The following is a 21,780-nucleotide window of genomic DNA, read 5'->3' on the forward strand; positions in this document are numbered from 1 at the left end:
CGGTCAGTGAGTGTCCAGCCGCAAGGTGCTGACATGCTTGAGGGGCATGTAGGTCAGCACCACGGCGGTGTCGGTGAGTTTGTCCAGCCGGTAGTGCGCGTCGAGCATCCTGCCGGGCACGATGCGCCCGGGTACCGAGCAACGGTTGCACAGGGTGTACTGGCTGCCATTGCCGCTGAGCACGACGATTTTCGCTTGGTTCTCGTAGCGCCATTGCGCGCTCACGGTGAAAGGCAGGGGCGGTGGCTTGGGCGCTGAGGTGTCGACCGGTATGGGCGGCGGTGCAGGTGTCCAGGTCTGGGCGGGGAACAGGTCGATGGCTTCGGCCACCGCCGGTGCAGGTGCGGCAACCGGTGCCGAGGGCACCTGTACAGGGCGGGCGATCACTGGCACCGGCGAGGGCGTGGGAGTGTCCGCAGTGTCCTGCCAGAACAGCCAGCCGCAGCCGATCAAGGTCAGCAGCAACAGCACGCGCAGATACAGCGGCAGCGTCATTCCACCACCCCCAGCACACTCACCTTGAGGCTGATGTTCAACATGCCGCTGGTGATTTCCTTGCGCTCCAGGGCCAGGCGTTCGATGCGCACGGCCGGCTCATTGGCGACGTCGACCAGGGCATCGCGCAGCAAGGCGTAGGGGCCGACGAGGGGAATGTCCACGTCCAGCCGTTGCAGCCCGGTGTCGCCGGGCGCGGAGTAGGCCAGGGTGGTCTGTTCGATGATAAAGCCGCGCCGGGTGAGAACGTCCAGCAGCTTTTCCAGGCGTGGGGCGAAGTCCTGTGCACTGGGCAGGCGTTCGACCACGGCCGGTTCGGTCACCTGCACATCCTGGGGCTGCTCGGCGATACCGGCCTCCAGTTCCTGGCGCCGCAGGCTGTCGGCAATGCCTGCCGGATGAATCACTGTGACTTCGATCAGCAACGTTGCAGCCATCAGCCCCAGCGCCAGCAGCCCCCAAAAGCCCAGGCGCTGCTGCCATTGCATCAAGTGCCAGCGCACGCGCGGGAGGTGGCGAGTCAGTGCGTCCATGGGCGACTACCCTGCACCAACCGCAAGTTTGACCTGCACCGGGTGTTGCGGGTCATTGGCCTTGCGTGCGCTTTGTTGCAGGTTCACGTGCACCCCTGGCTGGGCCTTGAGCCGTTCGACAAAGCGAAAGGCATCGCCCAGCACCTTGGCTTCCAACTCCAAGTGAATCAGCCGGGCCTGGGTGTCGACCTCCACGCGCGTCAGCGCGACTTCCGCGGACCAGGCCCGGGCCACGGCGTCCATCAGCGCGAAGGGCGTGTCCTGCTGTCGGGAAAAGGCGGCCAGTTGTTGTTTCTGCTGGGGTGACAAGCGAATGGCGGCCTGGATCAGTTGCTCCTGGCGGCGTGTCAATTCGATAAAGCGCTGCTCCAGTGCGTCGGTCTGTCGTTGCTGATGCTCCATGCGCTGCCAGTGTTGCCAGGTCACGAAGACAAGCCCGGCGGCTACCAGCCACAACACACTCACCAGCGGCCGATAGACGGCGTTGGGGTGCAGGAAGTCGACGTCCGGCGCCTGCCGCTGTCGCCAGGCACCGGCGAGTTGTGATTTCAGCTGAGCGATCATGCCAGCGGCTCCCCCAGCCAGGGATGCAGTGGCCCCAGCCAATGTTCAGTGGGGTGATTGGCGACGACCCATGTGGCCGCCGCGTGCCGTTGCGCCAGCAGGTCGGCGGTGAACAGGTTGTCGCTCAAGGGGCTGCCGGGTGGGGTTTGCAGCACGCAGACTTGTTGAGCCACACCCTGTTGCCGGTAAAGGCAACTGAGACCTCGCGCCTCAGGTACCGCCAGCACGCAATCGTCAGGCAATTGCTGCCAGTACCGTTGGGCCACGGCCGTCAACAATGGCGCGCATGTCACCAGCGGCAGGTGCTGTTGCTTGAACAACTCCCGCAGGTCTTGCAGCAAATTCCGTGGCGTTGCGACCGCCAGGCGTTCATCTCCAAAGGTGCTGTTGGCGACTTGCACTTGCCACTGTCCGGGGTCGATGCCGGCCTGTTGGTTGAAGGTCACTTCGGCCAAGCCTTGCCAGTCGGCCTGGCTGTACACGCCGGTTTGCCACGCCAGCATCAGGTAGTGCACATGGGGGAAGCCCAGCAGCACCGTGGCCCGGTCCAGAAACCCGACGCGGCCGCGCGGCGCCTGTTCCAGCAGTTCGGCACAGGCGGCCAATGGCTCGCCAGCCTGTTGCGCACGCCATACTGCCGAACCGCGCCAGCGCGGTCGTGCGGCCCATTCGGCGCCGTCGCTGTGCAGCCACACCACATGCTCAATAAAGGGAAATGACACGGTGGATCTCCTTGAGCGTGGTGTCGCCCTGGGCGGCGTGGGCCAGGGCGATGTCGCGGATAAACACGTGGCCGGCTTCACGGGCCAGTTCGCGCAGGGTGGCGGCCGAACTGCGGTTGAGCAGGCCCTCCTTGATGCTGTCGGTCAGTGTCAGCACTTCGGCCAGGGCGAGTCGGCCGCGATAGCCGGTGTGACGGCAGGCCTCGCAGCCTTTGCCCACGCGGTAGTGACCCTGTTGGAGTTGAGCCTCGGCGAGTTGGGCGAGGTGGGTGATGTCAGGGTCGGGGTCGGCATCCGTACCGCAATCCGGGCAGATGCGCCGCACCAGGCGCTGGGCGACCACGCCGTTAAGGGCTTCGACAAAGCTGGCCGGGTCCACGTCCATGTAGGTAAAGCGCTCCAGCACACTGAACGCGCTGTTGGCGTGTACCGACGACAGCACCAGGTGCCCGGTCAACGCCGCTTGCACCGCAATGCCGGCCGTTTCACCGTCGCGTATTTCCCCCACCAGGATGGTGTCCGGGTCGTGGCGCAGGATCGAGCGCAGGCCACGGGCGAAGGTCAGGCCCTTCTTGTCGTTCACCGGGATTTGCAGGACCCCGGGCAGTTCGTATTCCACCGGGTCTTCGATGGTGATGATCTTTTTCTCGCCGGTATTGGTCTCCGACAGGGCGGCATACAGCGTGGTGGATTTGCCGCTGCCGGTGGGGCCGGTCACCAGCAACATTCCATAGGGTTCGCCGGCCAATACACGGATGCGCGCGATGGTCTCGGCGTTCAACCCCAGAGTTTCCAGGTTCAGGGACTCACCGCGCTGGGACTTGTCGAGAATCCGCAGCACCGCATCTTCACCGTGGATGCTGGGCATGATCGACACGCGAAAGTCCACTTCGCGACCCTGGATCTTCATCTTGAAACGCCCGTCCTGGGGCACCCGCCGCTCGCCGATATCCAGCTCCGACAACACCTTGATCCGCGACAGTGCCTGCTCAGCCATGTCCATGCCGCTGGCCTGGCCCATCTGCTGCAACACGCCGTCGATGCGGTACTTGATCACCAGGCCCTGGGGGGTGGTTTCCACATGGACGTCGCTGGCACGGCTTTGCAGGGCGTCGAACAGCATGGAGTTGACCAGGCGCACCACCGGGTTGTCGTCGCGGGCGATGCTGCTCAGGGAAATTTCCTGGGCGGCCTGGCCGACGCGGGCATTCTCGTCGTCCTCGCCGAAAGGTTGCATCACCCGTTGGCTGGCTTCGGCCAGGCTCAACTGGGCCTTGACCGCGCCGGGCAGGCTCATGGCCAGGGGCAGTTGACGCAAGGTTTTCGAGGATTGCAGCCAGTGCCGGCTGGCCAGGGTGAAAGGGTCTCCCAGTACCAGGCACGGCTGGCCGTGGTTATCCACCGGCAGCACGTTATGGATCAGCGCCTGGGGCAGTGCCAGCAGGTCGAAGCGCCAGTGTTCACTGAGGTTTTCCGGGGCGATGGCAAGCAGGCCCAGGGGCTGGGCGATCGTGCTTAATTGGTCGGGCGCCTTCTCCAGCACCTCCAGCAGGTAATTGGACAAGCTCAGCCCGCGTTGCTCTGCAAGGGCCTGCCATTGCCGTGTCTGTTCGCTCATCGCACTACCCCTGGATGGCGCCTGCCAGTTCGAAAATCGGCATGTACAACATGAATACGATCAGGCCGATCAGCCCGCCCACTACCAGCATCAACAAGGGCTCGAAGACCTTGCTGAACAGCTCGATGGCACGCTCCAGCGCTTCATCGTGGAACTGCGCGATGCGCTCGCACATCGCCGCCAGCTCGCCGCTTTGTTCGCCCACGCGTAGCAGGCGTTCGGCGACGGCGGTGGTCAATCGATGGCGGGCGAGGGCAGTGGACAGTGGCTGGCCGGCCTGGATGTCGGTCATGGCCTGGCGCAGGTCCGCCTGGCTTTCCACGGGCAGCAACGCACCGGACAGCTCCACCGCAGTGACCACCGGCATGCCGCCCATCAGCAACATGCCGGCGGTGCGATAAAAGCGCGCGAGGATAAACAGCGTGCGTTGGGCGCCCAGGCTGGGGATCTTCCAGAACAGCTGGGCGACGCGGCGCTTGAACCCGGCGCTGCGCAACAACAGCACCAGCGCGGCAATCGCCAGCACCAGGCCAAGCAGCAACTCCATTCCACGCGCGTCCACCAGTGCCCCCCACCACACCATAAAGCGTGCGGTGGCCGGCAGGTCGGCCACGGCGTCGAACACCGAGGCAAAGCGCGGGATCACGAAGAACAGCAGGAACAGCAGGATCAATGCGCCCACGCTGAGTACCACCAAGGGGTACATCAGGGCGCCGCTGACACGCTTCTTCACGGTTGCCAGGTGGGCTTCAAAATGATGGTAACGGCGCAGGGCCACGGCCAATTGGCCGCTGTGTTCCGAGGACGCCACCGTGGCAATCAACAGCGGCGGGAAGGTCTGCGGCTTGAGCTGCATTGCCCTGGACAGCGAGTTGCCCTCATACATCGAGGCGAGCAGCTCGCTCATGACCTGCCGGTTGATGCCGGCGGGCGCCTTGTCGCGCAGGGTCTCCACGGCTTCCACCAGCACCAGGCCGGCATCGAGCAGGACTACCAGCTCCTGGATAAACAGGCCCAGGGCGAACGTACTGCGACGGCTGGGCAATTTGAGTGGGCGGCGGGCTTTCAGCGAGATGACCTGGGCGCCGTCGGCCTGCAGTTGCTGGCGCGCCTGGGCGACGTCAACGGCTTGCAGGCGCAGGGTCTGCAAATGGCCGTCACGGATGATGCGCACGTCAACGTCGATCATGGCATTTGCCCCGCCCGTTGTTGGCGCTGTTGCAACAACACTGCGTAGTAACGCCACACTGCCAGGGCGTAGCGTGAACGCCGTGCTTCCCGGTCCGGCTTGGCCCCGGCGTTATAGGCGCCCACGGCCTGCCAGTCATAACCCTGCTCGCGAATAAACCCGGCAAGAATCCACGCACCCACCATGACGCTGGTGCAGGGCTGGGTGATCAAGTGCTGCTCGGTGATGCCGAACCGGGCCAGTGCGGGCAAGTGGCGGCTGTTGATTTGCATCAGGCCGATATCCTGGCTGCCATCGCTGTTGAGGTTGCGTGCGCTGGGGTTGAGGCCGGATTCGACCTTGGCGATGGCGTACAGCAACAGCGGGTCGACGTGGTAGCGGCTGGCTGCCAGTTGCCAGCAGTTGGCCTGTGCGGTACCCGTGAGGCACAGCAGTATCAGGACCCGCCGCAGCGTGTGCATGTCACAGGCCGTACACAATGTCGGCGTAGGTATTCACCCCGCCGGCCTTGCCGTCGCGGCCCAGGCAGATGATCTCCGCATCGTTGGGTGGTGTGCCGGGGTTCTTGTAGAGATACGGGTTACCCCAAGGGTCTGGCGGCAACGTCTTCACATAGGGGCCCTGCCAATGGCTGGCGGTGGCGGGCCGGGTGGTGAGGGCGTCGAGGCCGAGGGTTTCGTCGGGGTAGTTGCCGTTGTCCAGGCGGTACTGGTTCAAGGCATCGGCAAGGGCTTTCATCTGGCCCTGGGCGGTTTGTACCTTGGCCAGTTCCAGGCGGTCGAACATCTTCGGGCCGACGTAGCCGGCGAGCAGGGCGATGATCAGCAGGACGACCAGCAGTTCCAGCAAGGTGAAGGCACGCTGGGGGCTGTGGATAAATGAGTGAATACGCATGGAAATACCCTGTTGGGAGTGCCAAGGTACGGCGGTTGTGTATAACTCTCCCGGCCCGCTGTGAAGCGGGCACCGCCGGTAGGACTGCGTTAGAACCTTTTCAATTCAAGTACATCTTCAACTGTAGCGTTGCTCGATATAAGGCGCCGTGAGGCGCCCTATAACGTTTGGCTCTTATGCTTATCCAGTAACTGAATATGCGTTCGAGCGGGTCATCGAACTTCGTCCCAGGCCTGGTCCCACGCTGTGCCCGTGCCGGGGGCATACGCCCAGGCGGCGCCTGCACACCATGGGGTGAAGGGCAGAGGTTTGCATTTATAGTTTTTGCCGTTGTTGGTCACGATGTCGCCGGCCTTGTACGCAGTGCCTTCTTTGTAGGCCGGGTACTCTTCGCCACCACCTGCTGGTTTAACGATAACGATGACGGGGGGCGCTGCTGTACTTTTTTTGTTCTTATTGTCATACACCCGTAGTGCAATCTTGAGTTCCGTGTCCTGATTTACCGAGGGAGCAGTGAACGTGGCTGTCGACTCGTGGAAGCTGCCGCCCTGGAAGTTGTTGGTCCACATCCATCCGGCAGCACCTGGGTTGTATACCGTAGAGCCGGTGCCATCCATGGTGAAACGCTCACCTGATTTAACGTTTGCATGGGGTTTGATGACCGCTACCGGTGGGCGTTGATCGATAGGGGTTTCACCGCCGCCGGCGATGATCGACATCACTTGTTTGTAATCCGGGTGGGTGGAATAGGTTGAGTTGGCCAATGGGTTCGCCGAGTCGAACGTAACCGTACCATTGGTCTTCACGCCGATTCTGGCAATGGCCGGTGGGACTTGGTTGGCTATCTCTTGTCCCCATTTGCCTGGAGCCAAATTATCGGTTCGGATTTTATGGGTAATATCGACCAATTCTGTTCCTTTGACATCGGCCCCAAAGATCCGGAAGTGTACGTCGTCGCCGACGTTGAGCGATTGCATATCAGGACCAATGTACGGGCCAATGTTCGTCAGAGGGTCTGGAACACCGCCCGCTTGGAACCTCACATCTGAACAAGAAATGAAGAACTCGCCGTTCGGATCATCCCTGACCCATACCCCTACCACTAACCCATTACCTGATGCGTTGCTGGGGATGGGGCGATTTATGAGGTAAAAGCCTGAAAGCCCCTTGAGCAAGGGGAGAGGGTTCCAATTGGTGTAGGCTTTTTCGAGTCTTTCGGATGCCCCCAAGGCGATCAAATCGCTCCACTTCAATACGTCAGTTGCACTGTTAAAACCCGGCCTGGTTACAAACGCATAAAACGTGCTGGGCACATGAAGAATCGTGCCAACAAGGCGAATCGTCAGTGATTGACCTGGGACGATATCTGTCTTGGTCCATAACGGAGTGGGGTAATCCAGACTGGCCTTTTTAGGATCATTTGCTGCGCATATGTGGCCGTCCGGGATAGTGGCCTTGATCTGATCCATGGTCGGATGATTGATGTGAGGAATCTTCGCAACCTCATGCCATTGATCGGCGGCAGTAGCCCATTCACTAGGTGAACTGAAGGTTTTTGTAAAAGCCTCCCGACAGCCTTCATCTCTAATAGAAGAGCCATTGGCAGAGCCCCACTGCCCTCCTGTTGCGTAACAGTTCATCGCGCGGGATGGGGGTGTTTCGACAGCTCCATGCCCCCATCCCGCGGCGGGTGCCAATAACACCCCTGCTAGCACGCACTTGAATAAAACGCTCATATATCTCTTTAAGTGATTCATGCTCAAGTCCACCTTCAATCCAGATAAACAAGTTCCGAACTGCTGGAACGATCAGTGTGTTCATATCGTTGAAATCATTGAGTCAGCTGATCTCCCAGAGGAGTGACGCGGGTTGCAGGGTTACTCTGTACAGAGCCATACAGAAACACCCACCCTTGATAACTGCCTTGCCCTGTAAAACTCTGATTGATAACCGCAAAGTTGCCTTGCTTGAACGGCGTACCCTTGGCCTGGCTGAACACGCCCATGACGGTTTCGCCCGGTCCTGGCACGACGCCCCAATCGGTGGTGCCGGTCAGCGGGTCGCTGTAGATCCGGCGCAGGTAACGCTTGATGGTGGGTTGGCGACGGTCGAGGACCAAATCTTCGAGTGACTTGGGAAAGGTATTGCCGGCGGCGTAGTACAGGCCGATTGCCCGGCGAATCTCATTGCCCCGCGCCAGCAGTTCCAGCTCGCGTTCGCGCTGCAGCACGCTGGACCACAGGGTGCCGACTTCCATCAGCATCACGGCCACCACCGCCACTGTCACCAACATGCCCATGAACACCGAGCCCTGCTGGCTGTGCTTACCAGTCGGCATAGGCGTTCCCGTTCGTGTCGGTTCCGGAGGCACCGCTGCGTACATCGCCCAGGCCTTGTTCGTCCGAAGGTTGCAGTTGCCAGGTGTCACGCCTGCCGGTCAGCGGGTCCATGGGGATCTCGCGCAGGTAGCGACGGTCCACCAGGGCTTGCAGTGACTCGGGATTGGCGCCGTGGTCCTCGCGGTATTGGTCAAGGGCCTGGCGAATGGAAGACAGGTTGTGGCGCAGCACGGTTTCCTGGGCCTTGGTGTGCTGGCGGAAGTACTGCGGGGTGACCAGGGTCATGAGGGTGGCGATGATTGCCATGACCACCAGCAACTCAATCAGGGTAAACCCTCGATCACCATTGGCTGTATGACGTTCCATTCAAGCTCTCCCGGGTGCTTCGGGATGAAACGTCGAATACATCTTCTCCCTCTTGTGGGTTGTCGGCGCTGCTCTTGTAACTGCGCAATTGCCAGGTTTTGTCAGCCGCCAGCTCGGGACATTCGCAGAATGGGTCCCGGGGAATACGTCGCAGGAAATAGAGTTTGTTGCCTTGCAGATGGGTTTTGTCCGTTACGCCTTCGACCAATACCTGCAGGGAAGGTGGATAACCGCTGTCGGTGATGCTCTTTTCAATGCGGCCATCGTCACTGGCGTCTTTGTAGGCATCGATCGCACGCCGGATTTCCCGCAGCGAGCGTTGCAGGTCCAGTTCTCGATCACGTTTACCCATCAATGCTGTCAGCGGATAAGCCACTGTCGCAAGCGTGGCCAGCAGGGCCAGCGTCAGTAGTAATTCAATCAGCGTAAAACCTTTGGCGCAGTGATGGCTGGGCTTGCCCTGCCACATCACCGTTCTCCCTCCCGATCAGGCTGCCAAGGACTTCCGCGTTAACCCAGGCCATGGAATTGACTGCAAGAGTGAGTGTAGATGCTGGGTGTTTTTTGTACAGGTTATGGGTTTACCCACAAACGCTGTGAGCGTAGCTGTGGATAAGATGTTCGTGGGTCTCCACAACCCCCGTAAATCAACGCCTGCAAGCCGTTGTACGAAAAACAACCAAGCTAAGTCACGGTTTTTAGGTGCTTTTTTGTGTGGATAAGGTTGAAGTGGTGTTCGGACTTGCCCCCAAAGTCTGTTGGCGCTTCTGTGGATAAGATGTTTGCTATCCGCTACAGGCCTTATGAATAGAGGCTTTCCGTCGTCTGGTTGTTTATTGATCAAATTGCCGTTAAACCCCAGGAATATAGCTGAAACCCTTGGTATATGAAGGTTTGACGCGGTTTTCCACAGCGCTGCCGAAGTTGCCCCCAAAGTCTGTTGGCGGTTCTGTGGATAAGGTGTTTGCGTACCGCTACAGGTCACGTTCTACGTGGCTTTTAGGGTTTTGATCAATAAATGATCAATGTGCCGCTGGAGCCGTCAAGTTGAATAAGTCACGGATTTTCTTCAATTAATTTTGATGGGATAGCGCAGTTGCCCACAATTGCTGTGGGTGGCTTTGTGGATAAGTTGTTGGGTAAAGGCTGGAGGGCAGGCTGGCAGTGGTCTGCGAGAGAGTTGATCAAATATTAAGCAGTGTGAGATTCAAGTGTGGGAGGGGGTAAGCCCCCTCCCACAGTTTTGAGCTGTGGGTATCGGTTATTCGTGTGCAGCCACGCCTTTCAGGTAAGGCGCCGGCGCTGCGCCGAGGTTGTTCAACATGCGCTCGCTGTACCAGTCCACGAAGTTCACCACGCCGAACTCATAGGTCTTGGAGTACGGGCCGGGCTGGTAGGCGGTGGAGTTGATCCCGCGCTGGTTCTCTTCGGCCAGGCGACGGTCCTGGTCGTTGGTGGCGTCCCACACCTGGCGCATGCGCTCCACGTCGTAGTCCACGCCTTCCACAGCGTCCTTGTGCACCAGCCACTTGGTGGTCACCATGGTTTCCTGGGCGCTGATCGGCCACACCGTGAACACGATGATGTGGTCGCCCATGCAGTGGTTCCAGGAGTGCGGCAGGTGCAGGATGCGCATCGAGCCGAGGTCGGGGTTCTTGATACGGCCCATCAGCTTGGCACAGCCCTGCTTGCCGTCCAGGGTCATCGACACGGTGCCCTTGAGCAGCGGCATGCGCACGATACGGTTGCGCAGGCCGAAGCTGGCGTGGGCGTAAGGGATCTTCTCGGCATCCCAAGCGGCGGCGGAGGCTGCCACGTGGTCTTTAAAGGCCTGATCGGCGCGCGGGTCGGTGACGTCGTCCCATTCCAGCAGGGTTTTCAACAGCTCGGGGTGCGACGCGTTGCAGTGGTAGCACTCGCGGTTGTTTTCCAGCACCAGCTTCCAGTTGGCCTTTTCCATCAAGGTGGTTTGCACCGCCACCTTGGTGTTTTCCATGTCGTAGGGTTCCATGTAGTGGTTCAGCGTCGACAGGAAGTCATCGATGGCCGGCGGGTTCTCGGCCAGGCTGATGAAGATGTAGCCGCCGGCGGTCTTCACATTCACCGGCTTGAGGCCATATTGCTTCATGTCGAAATCGGCGCCCATCTCGGTGCCGGCGAACAGCAGGCGCCCGTCCAGCTCGTAGGTCCATTGGTGGTAGTGGCACACCAGCTTGGCAACCTTGCCCTTGTCGCTGGTGCACAGGCGCGAGCCACGGTGGCGGCACACGTTATGGAACGCATGCACCACGCCTTCGGCGCCACGGATCACGATGATCGGGTTCTTGCCCACTTGCAGGGTCAGGTAGTTGCCCTTGGTGGGGATCTCGCAGGTCATGCCGGCGATCAACCACTCTTTCTGGAAGATCTCCTGCATGTCGATATCAAACAACCGCTCATCAGAGTAGAACGGCTGCGGCAGCGAAAAGGTGCGCTCGCGCTCTTGCAGCATTTGCGCGGTGGCCTTGCGTGCGGGTTCCAGCGGATCGCCCAAGCTTAAGGTTGCGGTGACGTCCATCGTGTGTGTCCTCAAGGCCATTCTGTGTGGCCGACGAATAGTGGCTGATCAGGTTTGCAGCAAGGCGTAAAGAAAGCGTCGTTGTTGGGAGCGAGTGTGGGGCTGCTGATGCGCCGAACCTTATCCATGAGCGACATGGCCCACTCTGTTCCCGACGCGCAACCCCCGTGGTATGGGGGCTGGTCGCGATAAGTATGTGAATGTCGCAGATAGGTAAATGGGCGGTTCCCGCGTTACGCAGAATCGCCACCATAAGGCCGACGTCGGCGGTGGAGAACAACATGTCCAATAATTTCCTGAATCCGGTAACCACCCAGACCTGGGCCAATGGTCGGCACATCGTCCGTTGCGTCAAAGTCATCCAGGAAACCTGGGATGTGCGCACCTTCTGCTTTATGGCTGACCAGCCGATCCTGTTCTTTTTCAAGCCGGGGCAGTTCGTCACCCTGGAGCTGGAAATCGAGGGCCAGCCGATCATGCGCTCGTACACTATTTCCAGTTCGCCGTCGGTGCCCTACAGCTTCTCGGTGACCATCAAGCGCGTGCCGGGCGGCAAGGTGTCCAACTGGCTGCACGACACCCTGCATGAAGGCCAGGAATTGGCGGTGCACGGGCCGGTCGGGCTGTTCAATGCCATCGACTTCCCCAGCCCGAAAGTGCTGTACCTCAGTGGCGGCGTGGGGATCACGCCGGTGATGTCCATGGCCCGCTGGTTCTACGACACCAACGCCAACGTCGACATGACGTTTATCCACAGTGCCCGTTCGCCCAAAGACATCATCTACCACCGCGAGCTGGAGCATATGGCGTCGCGGATCGACAACTTCAGCCTGCACCTGATCTGCGAAAAACACGGCCTGGGCGAGCCCTGGGCCGGTTATCGCGGTTACCTGAACCACAAGATGCTCGAACTGATGGTGCCCGACTTCCTTGAGCGCGAAGTGTTCTGCTGCGGCCCGACGCCCTACATGAATGCGGTGAAACGCCTGTTGGAAGTCGCCGGTTTCGACATGGTGCGCTACCACGAGGAATCCTTCGGCGCCACGCCGCCGGAAGCCCGCGCCGACGCGGTGGAGCAGGCCGAGCAAGCGGCGGATGCCCCGGAAATCGATCTGGCGGATCTGCATCAAGTGGAGTTCATCGCCTCGGGCAAGAGCATTCGCGTCGCCCCTGGCGAGACCGTCCACGCGGCGGCGGCCAAGCTTGGGCTGTTGATTCCAAAGGCCTGCGGCATGGGGATTTGCGGGACGTGCAAGGTGATGAAGCTGGGCGGTGAGGTGGAGATGGACCACAACGGCGGGATCACCGAGGAAGACGAAGCTGAGGGTTACATCCTGTCGTGCTGCAGCGTGCCGAAGGGGGATGTGCGCATCGAGTTCTGATCCACTCAGCTCGTTCCCACGCGAGCGTGGGAACGATCAAGGGGACGTCGGAGGTCATGAATCTCCGACGTGGGGGTTAACGGTTACTGGGCGTAGATGTGGACCACAAAGTGCTGGCCTGATGCTGTCAGTTCATAGACTTTGTCGTAGATCCGCAGCGTCCGCGATGACTCTCGGATAGTGTCGCCGACTTTTGCGTACTTCCTGAACTCATCCCAATCAATCACGGTGGTGTTGACGGTGCCGTCGCCTTGCAGGGTGTTGCCGTTGCTTTGATATTCCATGGGTTTGGCTCTCTTCTGGATTTCCGTTTCCAGCCGAATGGTCGGCAGGCAGTTAGCCCGAAAGGGCGTCTCTGCAGCGACGTTTTCCTTTCGGGTTCCAAGAGGCTAGCCAATGAAAAGCCAGTGCGCAGCTGTCAGAAATATCAATTGACAGACTCGGCATTGCGCCAGCATCTGCTGCGGTCAGGCGCCCATCACTGTCCGAATATCCGCCGCCAATTCTCGTACGCGCTCTTCGTCGGTATCCCACGCGCACATGAACCGCGCCCCGCCTTTGCCGATGAAGGTATAAAAGCGCCAGCCCTTGGCCGTCAGCGCGGCAATCGCTGGTTCCGAGAGTTGCAGGAACACGCCGTTGGCCTGCACCGGGAACATCAGCTCCACACCGGGAATATCCGCTACCAGGCTACTGAGCAATTGCGCGCAGTGGTTGGCGTGGCGCGCATGTTTGAGCCAGGCGTCGTTTTCCAGCAGTCCCACCCAAGGGGCGGACAGGAAGCGCATTTTCGAGGCCAGTTGGCCGGCCTGTTTGCAGCGGTAGTCGAAGTCTTCCGCCAGTTTGTGGTTGAAGAACAGGATGGCTTCACCCACGGCCATGCCGTTCTTGGTGCCGCCAAAGCACAACACGTCCACTCCGGCTTTCCAGGTCAGGTCGGCGGGTGAGCAGCCGAGGAACGCACAGGCGTTGGAAAAGCGTGCGCCGTCCATGTGCAGGTTCAGCCCCAGTTCCTTGCAGGTAGCACTGATGGCGCGGATTTCTTCCGGGGTGTAGACGCTGCCGACTTCGGTGGCTTGGGTCAGGGTCACTACGCGGGGTTTGGGGTAGTGGATGTCCTGGCGCTTGAGGGCGATCTCGCGGATCGATTCCGGGGTCAGCTTGCCGTTTTCGGTGCGGGCGGTGAGCAGCTTGGAGCCGTTGGAGAAAAACTCCGGCGCGCCGCATTCGTCGGTTTCGACGTGGGCGGTTTCCGAGCAAATCACGCTATGGTAGCTCTGGCACAAGGAGGACAGCGCCAGGGAGTTGGCGGCCGTACCGTTGAAGGCGAAGAACACTTCGCAGTCGGTTTCGAACAGGTTGCGGAAACCGTCGGCGGCGCGGTGGGTCCATTCATCATCACCGTAGGCACGTTGATGACCCTGGTTGGCTTGTTCCATGGCGGCCCAGGCTTCGGGGCAAATGCCCGAATAGTTGTCACTGGCGAATTGTTGGCTCTTGTCGGTCATGGCCCATTCCTGTGGTCGATGTTGGTGCGCACTGTAACCAAGATTGTTGACGCTGCGCACGCACTGTAAATGCAAAGTCACTGGGGAATTATGCACGGTTCTGAAACGATGCCTGTCGGACGCGTCCGTGATGGCGCTTTGGATTTGCTCAAGTGGCTGGCGCTGCTGAGCATGGTGCTGGACCACCTACGTTATGTCGGTCTGAGCCTCGATGGCCTGTATGTGCCGGGGCGCCTGGCGTTTCCGTGGTTTTGCCTGGCGATTGCGGCGAACCTGCACCGGGCCCGCAACGCACCGGTGACCGGCCAGTGGCGCTATCTGGGCTGGCTGCTGCTGTTCAGCGTGATCAGCGAAGTGCCGTATCGGCTGTTTATCGAGGACGCCGATACGTTGAACGTGCTGCCCACCCTGGCGTTGGGGCTGCTGGTTGCCCGAGGATGGCAGCAGAAGGCGTTTTTTGATCGAGGATTGGCGTTGATCGCCGTCACGATAGCGGCGGTATTTTCGTCGCACTTAATGTTCGGTTTCTTTGGTGTGTTGCTGCCACTGGCGATGTTGCTGGTGTTTCGCCGGCCTTGGTATTTCAGTGTGTTGCCAGGATGTGTCTGCGTGGCCGCTAACCAATGGCAGATCCTGCTCAATAGCGGTACGCCGGTGGCGCTGTTGGGGTTGGCGACCTGCCTGATTGCGCCATTGGCGGGCCTGGTCTTATTGCGACATGCCCATCGCACCTCACCGCCAGCAATGCGCCGCTGGGCCTACGCCCTTTATCCGCTGCACTTCCTCCTGCTGCTGCTTCTGCGCCACATCATCGCCTGACCCACCACTGTCGGGAGCAAGCCCTCTCCCACATTTGTTTCGTGTTGTTCCGGCAATGTCGTAAACGCACCTTTGCGTGGCGTGCGCAGGCATTTGGCCTGTCTGCGCCAGCCCTACCATCGCATCAAAGGGCCCTGCACGGGCCTCAACAATACGAAAGGCTGGGAGAGACGCGATGTTCAGCAAACAAGACCAGATCCAGGGATATGACGACGCACTGCTGGCGGCCATGAACGCCGAGGAGCAGCGCCAGGAAGATCATATCGAGCTGATCGCGTCGGAGAACTACACCAGCAAGCGTGTGATGGAAGCCCAGGGCAGCGGCCTCACCAACAAATACGCCGAAGGCTACCCGGGCAAGCGCTACTACGGTGGCTGCGAGCACGTGGACAAGGTCGAAGCCCTGGCCATCGAACGCGCCAAGCAGCTGTTCGGCGCCGATTACGCCAACGTGCAGCCACACTCCGGTTCGTCCGCCAACAGCGCCGTGTACCTGGCGCTGATCAATGCGGGCGACACCATCCTGGGCATGAGCCTGGCCCACGGCGGTCACTTGACCCACGGCGCCAAGGTGTCGTCCTCGGGCAAGCTGTACAACGCGGTGCAGTACGGCATCAACACCGACACCGGCCTGATCGACTACGACGAAGTCGAGCGCCTGGCGGTGGAGCACAAGCCGAAAATGGTCGTGGCCGGTTTCTCCGCCTACTCCAAGACCCTGGATTTCCCACGCTTCCGCGCTATCGCTGACAAAGTAGGCGCGCTGCTGTTCGTCGACATGGCCCACGTCGCCGGCCTGGTCGCCGCCGGTCTGTACCCGAACCCGCTGCCGTACGCCGATGTGGTCACCACCACCACCCACAAGACCCTGCGCGGTCCCCGTGGCGGTCTGATCCTGGCCAAGGCCAACGAAGAAATTGAAAAGAAACTCAACGCCGCCGTCTTCCCCGGCGCCCAGGGCGGCCCGCTGATGCATGTGATCGCCGGCAAGGCGGTGTGCTTCAAGGAAGCGCTGGAGCCTGGCTTTAAGGCGTACCAGCAGCAAGTGATCGATAACGCCCAGGCCATGGCCAGCGTGTTTATCAAACGCGGCTACGATGTAGTGTCCGGCGGCACCGATAACCACCTGTTTCTGGTCAGCCTGATCCGTCAGGGCCTCACCGGCAAAGAGGCGGATGCCGCCCTCGGTCGCGCCCACATCACCGTCAACAAGAACGCCGTGCCGAACGACCCGCAGTCGCCGTTCGTGACCTCGGGCCTGCGCATCGGCACCCCGGCGGTGACCACGCGTGGTTTCAAGGTGCCGCAGTGCATCGAGCTGGCCGGTTGGATCTGCGACATCCTCGACAACCTCGGCGACGCCGACGTCGAGGCCAACGTGGCCAAGCACGTGTCTGCCCTGTGCGCTGATTTCCCGGTTTATCGCTGAGCGCGGTTTTGGAGTAATGACTATGCAACGCTATTCGGGCTTCGGCCTCTTCAAGCACTCCCTCAGCCACCACGAAAACTGGCAGAAGATGTGGCGCACGCCGACCCCCAAGAAGGTCTACGACGTGGTCATCGTCGGCGGCGGCGGGCATGGTCTGGCGACGGCCTACTACCTGGCGAAAGAGCACGGCATCACCAACGTGGCCGTGGTCGAGAAAGGCTGGCTGGGCGGCGGTAACACCGCGCGCAACACCACTATCGTGCGTTCCAACTACCTGTGGGACGAGTCGGCGCACCTGTACGAACACGCGATGAAACTATGGGAAGGCCTGTCCCAGGACCTGAACTACAACGTGATGTTCTCCCAGCGTGGCGTCTACAACCTGTGCCACACCCTGCAGGACATCCGTGATTCCGAGCGTCGTGTCAGCGCCAACCGCCTGAATGGCGTGGATGGCGAGCTGCTGAATGCCAAGCAAGTAGCCGACGAGATTCCGTACCTGGATTGCTCGAAAAACACCCGCTACCCGGTACTCGGTGCCACCGTGCAACGTCGCGGCGGCGTGGCCCGTCACGATGCCGTGGCCTGGGGCTTCGCCCGCGCCGCCGACGCACTCGGCGTGGACCTGATCCAGCAGACCGAAGTGATCGGCTTCCGCAAGGAAAACGGCGTGTGCATCGGTGTGGAAACCAACAAGGGCTTTATCGGCGCCAAGCGCGTCGGCGTGGTGACCGCCGGTAACTCCGGGCACATGGCCTCGCTGGCGGGCTTCCGCCTGCCGATCGAATCCCACCCGCTGCAAGCGTTGGTGTCGGAGCCGATCAAGCCGATTATCGACAGCGTGATCATGTCCAACGCCGTGCACGGTTACATCAGCCAGTCCGACAAGGGCGACCTGGTGATCGGCGCCGGTATCGACGGCTACAACGGCTACGGCCAGCGCGGCTCGTACCCGGTGATCGAACACACTATCCAGGCCATCGTCGAGATGTTCCCGGTGCTGTCGCGGGTGCGCATGAACCGCCAGTGGGGCGGCATCGTCGACACCACGCCGGATGCGTGCCCGATCATCTCCAAGACCCCGGTGCCGAACATGTTCTTCAACTGCGGTTGGGGCACCGGTGGCTTCAAGGCCACGCCGGGCTCAGGCAACGTATTTGCCGCCAGCCTCGCGAAGGGTGAAATGCACCCATTGGCGGCGCCTTTTTCCATCGACCGTTTCCACAACGGTGCGTTGATCGACGAACACGGCGCTGCGGCCGTCGCCCACTAACAGGAGAAATTCCCTATGTTGCATATCTTCTGTCCTCACTGTGGCGAACTGCGCTCCGAAGAGGAATTCCACGCGTCCGGCCAAGCGCACATCCCGCGCCCGCTGGACCCGAATGCCTGCACCGATGAAGAGTGGGGCGACTACATGTTCTTCCGCGACAACCCCCGTGGCCTGCACCACGAACTGTGGATTCACGCTGCCGGTTGCCGCCAGTACTTCAACGCGACCCGCGACACCGTGACCTACGAAATTCTTGAAACCTACAAGATCGGTGAGAAGCCTCAGTTCACCGCCAAGGCCTCTGGAGAGAAGGTATGAGCCAGATCAATCGCCTGTCCAACGGTGGCCGGATCGACCGTAACAAAGTCCTGACCTTCAGCTTCAACGGCCAGAGCTACAAAGGCTTCGAGGGCGACACCCTGGCCGCTGCTTTGCTGGCCAACGGCGTCGACATTATCGGCCGCAGCTTCAAGTACTCGCGCCCACGGGGCATCTTTGCCGCCGGTGCCGAAGAGCCGAACGCCGTGCTGCAGATCGGCGCTACCGAAGCCACGCAAATCCCTAACGTACGCGCCACGCAACAGGCGCTGTACCAGGGCCTGGTCGCCACCAGCACCAACGGCTGGCCGAGCGTCAACAACGACATGATGGGCATCCTCGGCAAGGTCGGCGGCAAGCTGATGCCACCGGGCTTCTACTACAAAACCTTCATGTACCCGCAATCGTTCTGGATGACCTACGAAAAGTACATCCGCAAGGCCGCCGGCCTGGGTCGCTCGCCGACCGAGAACGATCCGGACACCTACGACAACTTCAACCGTCACTGCGACGTGCTGGTGGTCGGCGCCGGCCCTGCCGGCCTGGCTGCCGCATTGGCCGCCGCCCGCAGCGGCGCGCGCGTGATCATCGCCGATGAGCAGGAGGAGTTCGGCGGTTCGCTGCTCGACTCCCGCGAAAGCCTCGACGGCAAGCCGGCCACTGAATGGGTTGCCAGCGTTATCGCCGAATTGAAAGCCCTGCCGGACGTGGTGCTGCTGCCCCGCGCCACCGTCAACGGCTACCACGACCATAACTTCCTGACCATCCACGAGCGCCTGACCGACCACCTCGGTGACCGTGCGCCGATTGGCGTGGTGCGTCAGCGTATCCACCGTGTGCGTGCCAAGCGTGTGGTCCTGGCGACCGGTGCTTGCGAGCGTCCGCTGGTGTACGGCAACAACGATGTGCCGGGCAATATGCTTGCCGGTGCAGTGTCCACCTACGTGCGCCGCTACGGTGTGGCGCCGGGCAAGAAACTGGTGCTGTCGACCAACAACGACCACGCCTACCGCGTTGCATTGGACTGGCTGGACGCGGGCCTGCAAGTGGTGGCAGTGGCCGATGTGCGCCACAACCCACGCGGTGCACTGGTTGAAGAAGCCCGCGCCAAAGGTATTCGGATCCTCACCGGCAGCGCCGTGATCGAGGCCCGTGGCACCAAGCGCGTGACCGCTGCGCGTATCGCCGCGATCGACGTCAAGGCGCATAAAGTCACCAGCCCCGGCGAATGGCTGGACTGCGACCTGGTGGCCAGCTCCGGCGGCTACAGCCCGGTGGTTCACCTGGCCTCGCACCTGGGCGGCAAGCCGACCTGGCGCGAAGACATCCTCGGTTTTGTACCGGGCGAAGCCCCGCAGAAACGTGTGTGCGTCGGTGGCATCAACGGCGTCTACGGCCTTGGCGATTCCCTGGCCGATGGCTTTGAAGGCGGCGTGCGCGCCGCCAGCGACGCCGGTTTTGCCCCGGTGGAAGGTACGCTGCCAAAAGCCTTGAGCCGTCTGGAAGAGCCGACCCTGGCGCTGTTCCAGGTGCCTCACGAGAAAGCGACCGCACGGGCGCCGAAGCAATTTGTCGACCTGCAAAACGACGTCACCGCCGCTGCCATCGAACTGGCCACCCGCGAAGGTTTCGAGTCGGTGGAACACGTCAAGCGCTACACCGCGCTGGGCTTCGGCACCGACCAGGGCAAGCTCGGTAACGTCAACGGCCTGGCGATTGCCGCGCGCTCGCTGAACGTGACCATCCCGCAGATGGGCACCACCATGTTCCGCCCCAACTACACGCCGGTGACCTTCGGCGCGGTAGCGGGCCGGCACTGTGGGCACATCTTCGAGCCGGTGCGCTACACCGCCCTGCAAGCCTGGCACGTGAAAAACGGCGCCGAGTTCGAAGACGTCGGCCAATGGAAACGCCCGTGGTACTTCCCGCGCAACGGTGAAGACCTGCACGCTGCGGTGAAACGCGAATGCCTGGCCGTGCGCGACAGCGTCGGCCTGCTGGATGCGTCCACCCTCGGCAAGATCGATATCCAGGGCCCGGATGCCCGTGAGTTCCTCAACCGCATCTACACCAACGCCTGGACCAAACTCGACGTGGGCAAGGCGCGCTACGGCCTGATGTGTAAGGAAGACGGCATGGTCTTCGACGACGGCGTCACCGCCTGTCTCGCCGACAACCACTTCCTGATGACCACCACCACCGGCGGCGCCGCCCGTGTGCTGCAGTGGCTGGAAATCTACCAACAGACCGAATGGCCGGACCTCAAGGTGTACTTCACCTCGGTCACCGACCATTGGGCGACCATGACCCTGTCCGGCCCCAACAGCCGCAAGCTGCTGGCGGAAGTCACCGACATCGACCTGGACAAGGACGGCTTCCCGTTCATGACCTGGAAAGAAGGTTTGGTGGGCGGTGTTCCGGCGCGGGTGTTCCGTATCTCGTTTACCGGTGAGCTGTCGTACGAAGTCAACGTGCAGGCCGACTACGCCATGGGCGTGCTGGAACAGATCGTCGCGGCCGGCAAGAAGTACAACCTGACCCCGTACGGCACCGAAACCATGCACGTACTGCGGGCCGAGAAGGGCTTCATCATCGTCGGCCAGGACACTGACGGCTCGATGACCCCGGACGACTTGAATATGGGCTGGTGTGTCGGTCGCACCAAGCCGTTCTCGTGGATCGGCTGGCGCGGCATGAACCGGGAAGACTGTGTGCGTGAAGAGCGCAAGCAACTGGTGGGCTTGAAGCCGATCGACCCGAACGTGTGGCTGCCGGAAGGCGCGCAACTGGTGTTCGATCCGAAGCAGACGATCCCGATGAAGATGGTCGGTCACGTCACCTCCAGCTACGCGCACAACTCCCTGGGTTATTCGTTTGCCATGGGCGTGGTCAAGGGCGGCTTGAAGCGCATCGGCGAACGGGTGTTCTCGCCCCAGGCGGATGGCAGCGTGATCGAGGCGGAGATTGTGTCTTCGGTGTTCTTCGACCCTAAGGGTGATCGGCAGAACATCTGATAGACCCAGTCGCCTGCATCGGGGGCAAGCCCCCTCCCACAGGGGAATGCATTCCAAATGTGGGAGGGGGCTTGCCCCCGATGAGGCCAGAACAGTCACCACAGAATTCAAGACAGGTGCTTTATGACAGCAGCCAATGTTTACCAGCAACGCCCCACCTCCGGTGCCAAGGCCGAGTCGTCGCTGCACCATGCCGACCTCGCCAGCCTGGTCGGCAAGAGCCGCAAGAACGCCGGCGTGACCGTGCGCGAAAAGAAATTGCTTGGTCATCTCACGATCCGTGGCGACGGCCATGACGCGACCTTCGCCGCCGGTGTGCACAAGGCCCTGGACATCGAACTGCCCGGCGCCCTGCAGGTCATCGTCAAAGGCGAAACCAGCCTGCAATGGCTCGGCCCGGATGAGTGGTTGCTGATCGTGCCAGGCGGTGAGGAATTCGCCGCCGAACAAAACCTGCGCGCCGCCCTGGGTGACCTGCATATCCAGGTCGTCAACGTCAGCGGCGGCCAGCAGATCCTCGAACTCAGCGGCCCGAATGTGCGCGATGTGCTGATGAAATCCACCAGCTACGACGTGCACCCCAACAACTTTCCGGTGGGCAAGGCGGTGGGCACGGTGTTCGCCAAGTCGCAGCTGGTGATTCGCCATACCGCTGAAGACACCTGGGAGCTGGTGATTCGTCGCAGCTTCTCGGATTACTGGTGGTTGTGGTTGCAGGATGCCTCGGCCGAATTTGGCCTGAGCGTTCAAGCCTGAGGAA

Annotated in this window: 22 protein-coding genes; 7 read left to right on the top strand and 15 right to left on the bottom strand. The window is 61.2% G+C overall.

Annotated features, from left to right (window positions below):
- Positions 1-3: 3 nt before the first annotated feature.
- From AC07OT_RS17140 to gbca, 13 genes are all read right to left on the bottom strand, one after another.
- A complete protein-coding gene (locus AC07OT_RS17140; protein ID WP_463573422.1) occupies positions 4-495 on the bottom strand; it encodes a hypothetical protein in 492 nt (163 codons plus the stop codon).
- Positions 492-1,028: a hypothetical protein gene (locus tag AC07OT_RS17145; protein ID WP_027605995.1), complete on the bottom strand. Its 537-nt coding sequence runs from the start codon at positions 1,026-1,028 to the stop codon at positions 492-494. The genes AC07OT_RS17140 and AC07OT_RS17145 overlap by 4 nt, the downstream gene beginning before the upstream one ends.
- 6 nt (positions 1,029-1,034) lie before the next feature.
- The gene (locus AC07OT_RS17150; protein WP_253492394.1) at positions 1,035-1,592 is read right to left on the bottom strand and encodes a hypothetical protein; all 558 of its coding nucleotides are present in this window, start codon (positions 1,590-1,592) and stop codon (positions 1,035-1,037) included.
- Positions 1,589-2,314, bottom strand: a complete 726-nt coding sequence (locus AC07OT_RS17155; RefSeq protein ID WP_495108580.1) for a hypothetical protein — start codon at positions 2,312-2,314, stop codon at positions 1,589-1,591. The genes AC07OT_RS17150 and AC07OT_RS17155 overlap by 4 nt, the downstream gene beginning before the upstream one ends.
- A complete protein-coding gene (locus tag AC07OT_RS17160) occupies positions 2,295-3,932 on the bottom strand; it encodes a GspE/PulE family protein (protein ID WP_495108581.1) in 1,638 nt (545 codons plus the stop codon). The genes AC07OT_RS17155 and AC07OT_RS17160 overlap by 20 nt, the downstream gene beginning before the upstream one ends.
- 4 nt (positions 3,933-3,936) lie before the next feature.
- Positions 3,937-5,121, bottom strand: coding sequence for a type II secretion system F family protein (locus AC07OT_RS17165; RefSeq protein ID WP_495108582.1), 1,185 nt, complete (start codon positions 5,119-5,121; stop codon positions 3,937-3,939).
- Positions 5,118-5,582 (bottom strand): transglycosylase SLT domain-containing protein, encoded by a 465-nt coding sequence (locus tag AC07OT_RS17170; protein ID WP_495108583.1) that lies wholly within the window; start codon positions 5,580-5,582, stop codon positions 5,118-5,120. The genes AC07OT_RS17165 and AC07OT_RS17170 overlap by 4 nt, the downstream gene beginning before the upstream one ends.
- A gap of 1 nt (position 5,583) precedes the next feature.
- Positions 5,584-6,015, bottom strand: coding sequence for a type II secretion system major pseudopilin GspG (gene gspG / locus AC07OT_RS17175; RefSeq protein ID WP_253492384.1), 432 nt, complete (start codon positions 6,013-6,015; stop codon positions 5,584-5,586).
- 212 nt (positions 6,016-6,227) lie between these two features.
- On the bottom strand, positions 6,228-7,772 hold the full coding sequence (locus AC07OT_RS17180) for a lytic polysaccharide monooxygenase (protein ID WP_495108584.1): 1,545 nt from the start codon (positions 7,770-7,772) through the stop codon (positions 6,228-6,230).
- A gap of 74 nt (positions 7,773-7,846) precedes the next feature.
- Positions 7,847-8,353 (bottom strand): type II secretion system protein, encoded by a 507-nt coding sequence (locus AC07OT_RS17185; protein WP_495108585.1) that lies wholly within the window; start codon positions 8,351-8,353, stop codon positions 7,847-7,849.
- Positions 8,340-8,720 carry a type II secretion system protein gene (locus AC07OT_RS17190; RefSeq protein WP_115485634.1) on the bottom strand — a complete coding sequence of 127 codons (381 nt, stop codon included), beginning with the start codon at positions 8,718-8,720 and terminating at the stop codon, positions 8,340-8,342. The genes AC07OT_RS17185 and AC07OT_RS17190 overlap by 14 nt, the downstream gene beginning before the upstream one ends.
- A complete protein-coding gene (locus AC07OT_RS17195) occupies positions 8,695-9,189 on the bottom strand; it encodes a type II secretion system protein (RefSeq protein ID WP_115485635.1) in 495 nt (164 codons plus the stop codon). Before AC07OT_RS17195 ends, AC07OT_RS17190 begins: the two co-directional genes overlap by 26 nt.
- A 792-nt stretch (positions 9,190-9,981) precedes the next feature.
- Positions 9,982-11,277 (bottom strand): glycine betaine monooxygenase oxygenase subunit, encoded by a 1,296-nt coding sequence (gbca, locus tag AC07OT_RS17200; RefSeq protein ID WP_065938190.1) that lies wholly within the window; start codon positions 11,275-11,277, stop codon positions 9,982-9,984.
- 281 nt (positions 11,278-11,558) lie between these two features.
- On the opposite strand from gbca, the gene gbcB reads away from it, so the two are divergent.
- Positions 11,559-12,659 carry a glycine betaine monooxygenase reductase subunit gene (gbcB, locus tag AC07OT_RS17205; protein ID WP_495108586.1) on the top strand — a complete coding sequence of 367 codons (1,101 nt, stop codon included), beginning with the start codon at positions 11,559-11,561 and terminating at the stop codon, positions 12,657-12,659.
- A gap of 83 nt (positions 12,660-12,742) precedes the next feature.
- Here the strand turns inward: gbcB and AC07OT_RS17210 are convergent, their stop codons facing one another.
- Positions 12,743-12,943, bottom strand: a complete 201-nt coding sequence (locus tag AC07OT_RS17210) for a hypothetical protein (protein WP_065938191.1) — start codon at positions 12,941-12,943, stop codon at positions 12,743-12,745.
- Positions 12,944-13,126: 183 nt separating this feature from the next.
- Positions 13,127-14,167 (bottom strand): threonine aldolase family protein, encoded by a 1,041-nt coding sequence (locus AC07OT_RS17215; protein WP_065938192.1) that lies wholly within the window; start codon positions 14,165-14,167, stop codon positions 13,127-13,129.
- 90 nt (positions 14,168-14,257) lie between these two features.
- On the opposite strand from AC07OT_RS17215, the gene AC07OT_RS17220 reads away from it, so the two are divergent.
- From AC07OT_RS17220 to AC07OT_RS17245, 6 genes are all read left to right on the top strand, one after another.
- Complete coding sequence (locus AC07OT_RS17220; RefSeq protein WP_253492375.1) at positions 14,258-14,986, top strand: TraX family protein; 729 nt, start codon at positions 14,258-14,260, stop codon at positions 14,984-14,986.
- 175 nt (positions 14,987-15,161) lie between these two features.
- Positions 15,162-16,415, top strand: a complete 1,254-nt coding sequence (gene glyA, locus AC07OT_RS17225; protein WP_027605980.1) for a serine hydroxymethyltransferase — start codon at positions 15,162-15,164, stop codon at positions 16,413-16,415.
- Between the two features lie 22 nt (positions 16,416-16,437).
- Positions 16,438-17,688: a sarcosine oxidase subunit beta gene (locus AC07OT_RS17230; RefSeq protein ID WP_010207084.1), complete on the top strand. Its 1,251-nt coding sequence runs from the start codon at positions 16,438-16,440 to the stop codon at positions 17,686-17,688.
- A gap of 15 nt (positions 17,689-17,703) precedes the next feature.
- Entirely contained in the window at positions 17,704-18,006 is a 303-nt protein-coding gene (locus AC07OT_RS17235) for a sarcosine oxidase subunit delta (protein ID WP_027605979.1), read from the top strand.
- Positions 18,003-21,020 (top strand): sarcosine oxidase subunit alpha, encoded by a 3,018-nt coding sequence (locus AC07OT_RS17240; RefSeq protein WP_027605978.1) that lies wholly within the window; start codon positions 18,003-18,005, stop codon positions 21,018-21,020. Before AC07OT_RS17235 ends, AC07OT_RS17240 begins: the two co-directional genes overlap by 4 nt.
- A gap of 123 nt (positions 21,021-21,143) precedes the next feature.
- Positions 21,144-21,776 carry a sarcosine oxidase subunit gamma gene (locus tag AC07OT_RS17245; RefSeq protein ID WP_495108587.1) on the top strand — a complete coding sequence of 211 codons (633 nt, stop codon included), beginning with the start codon at positions 21,144-21,146 and terminating at the stop codon, positions 21,774-21,776.
- Positions 21,777-21,780: the final 4 nt, after the last annotated feature.

The organism is Pseudomonas sp. GW821-FHT09C10 (genome assembly GCF_059418085.1).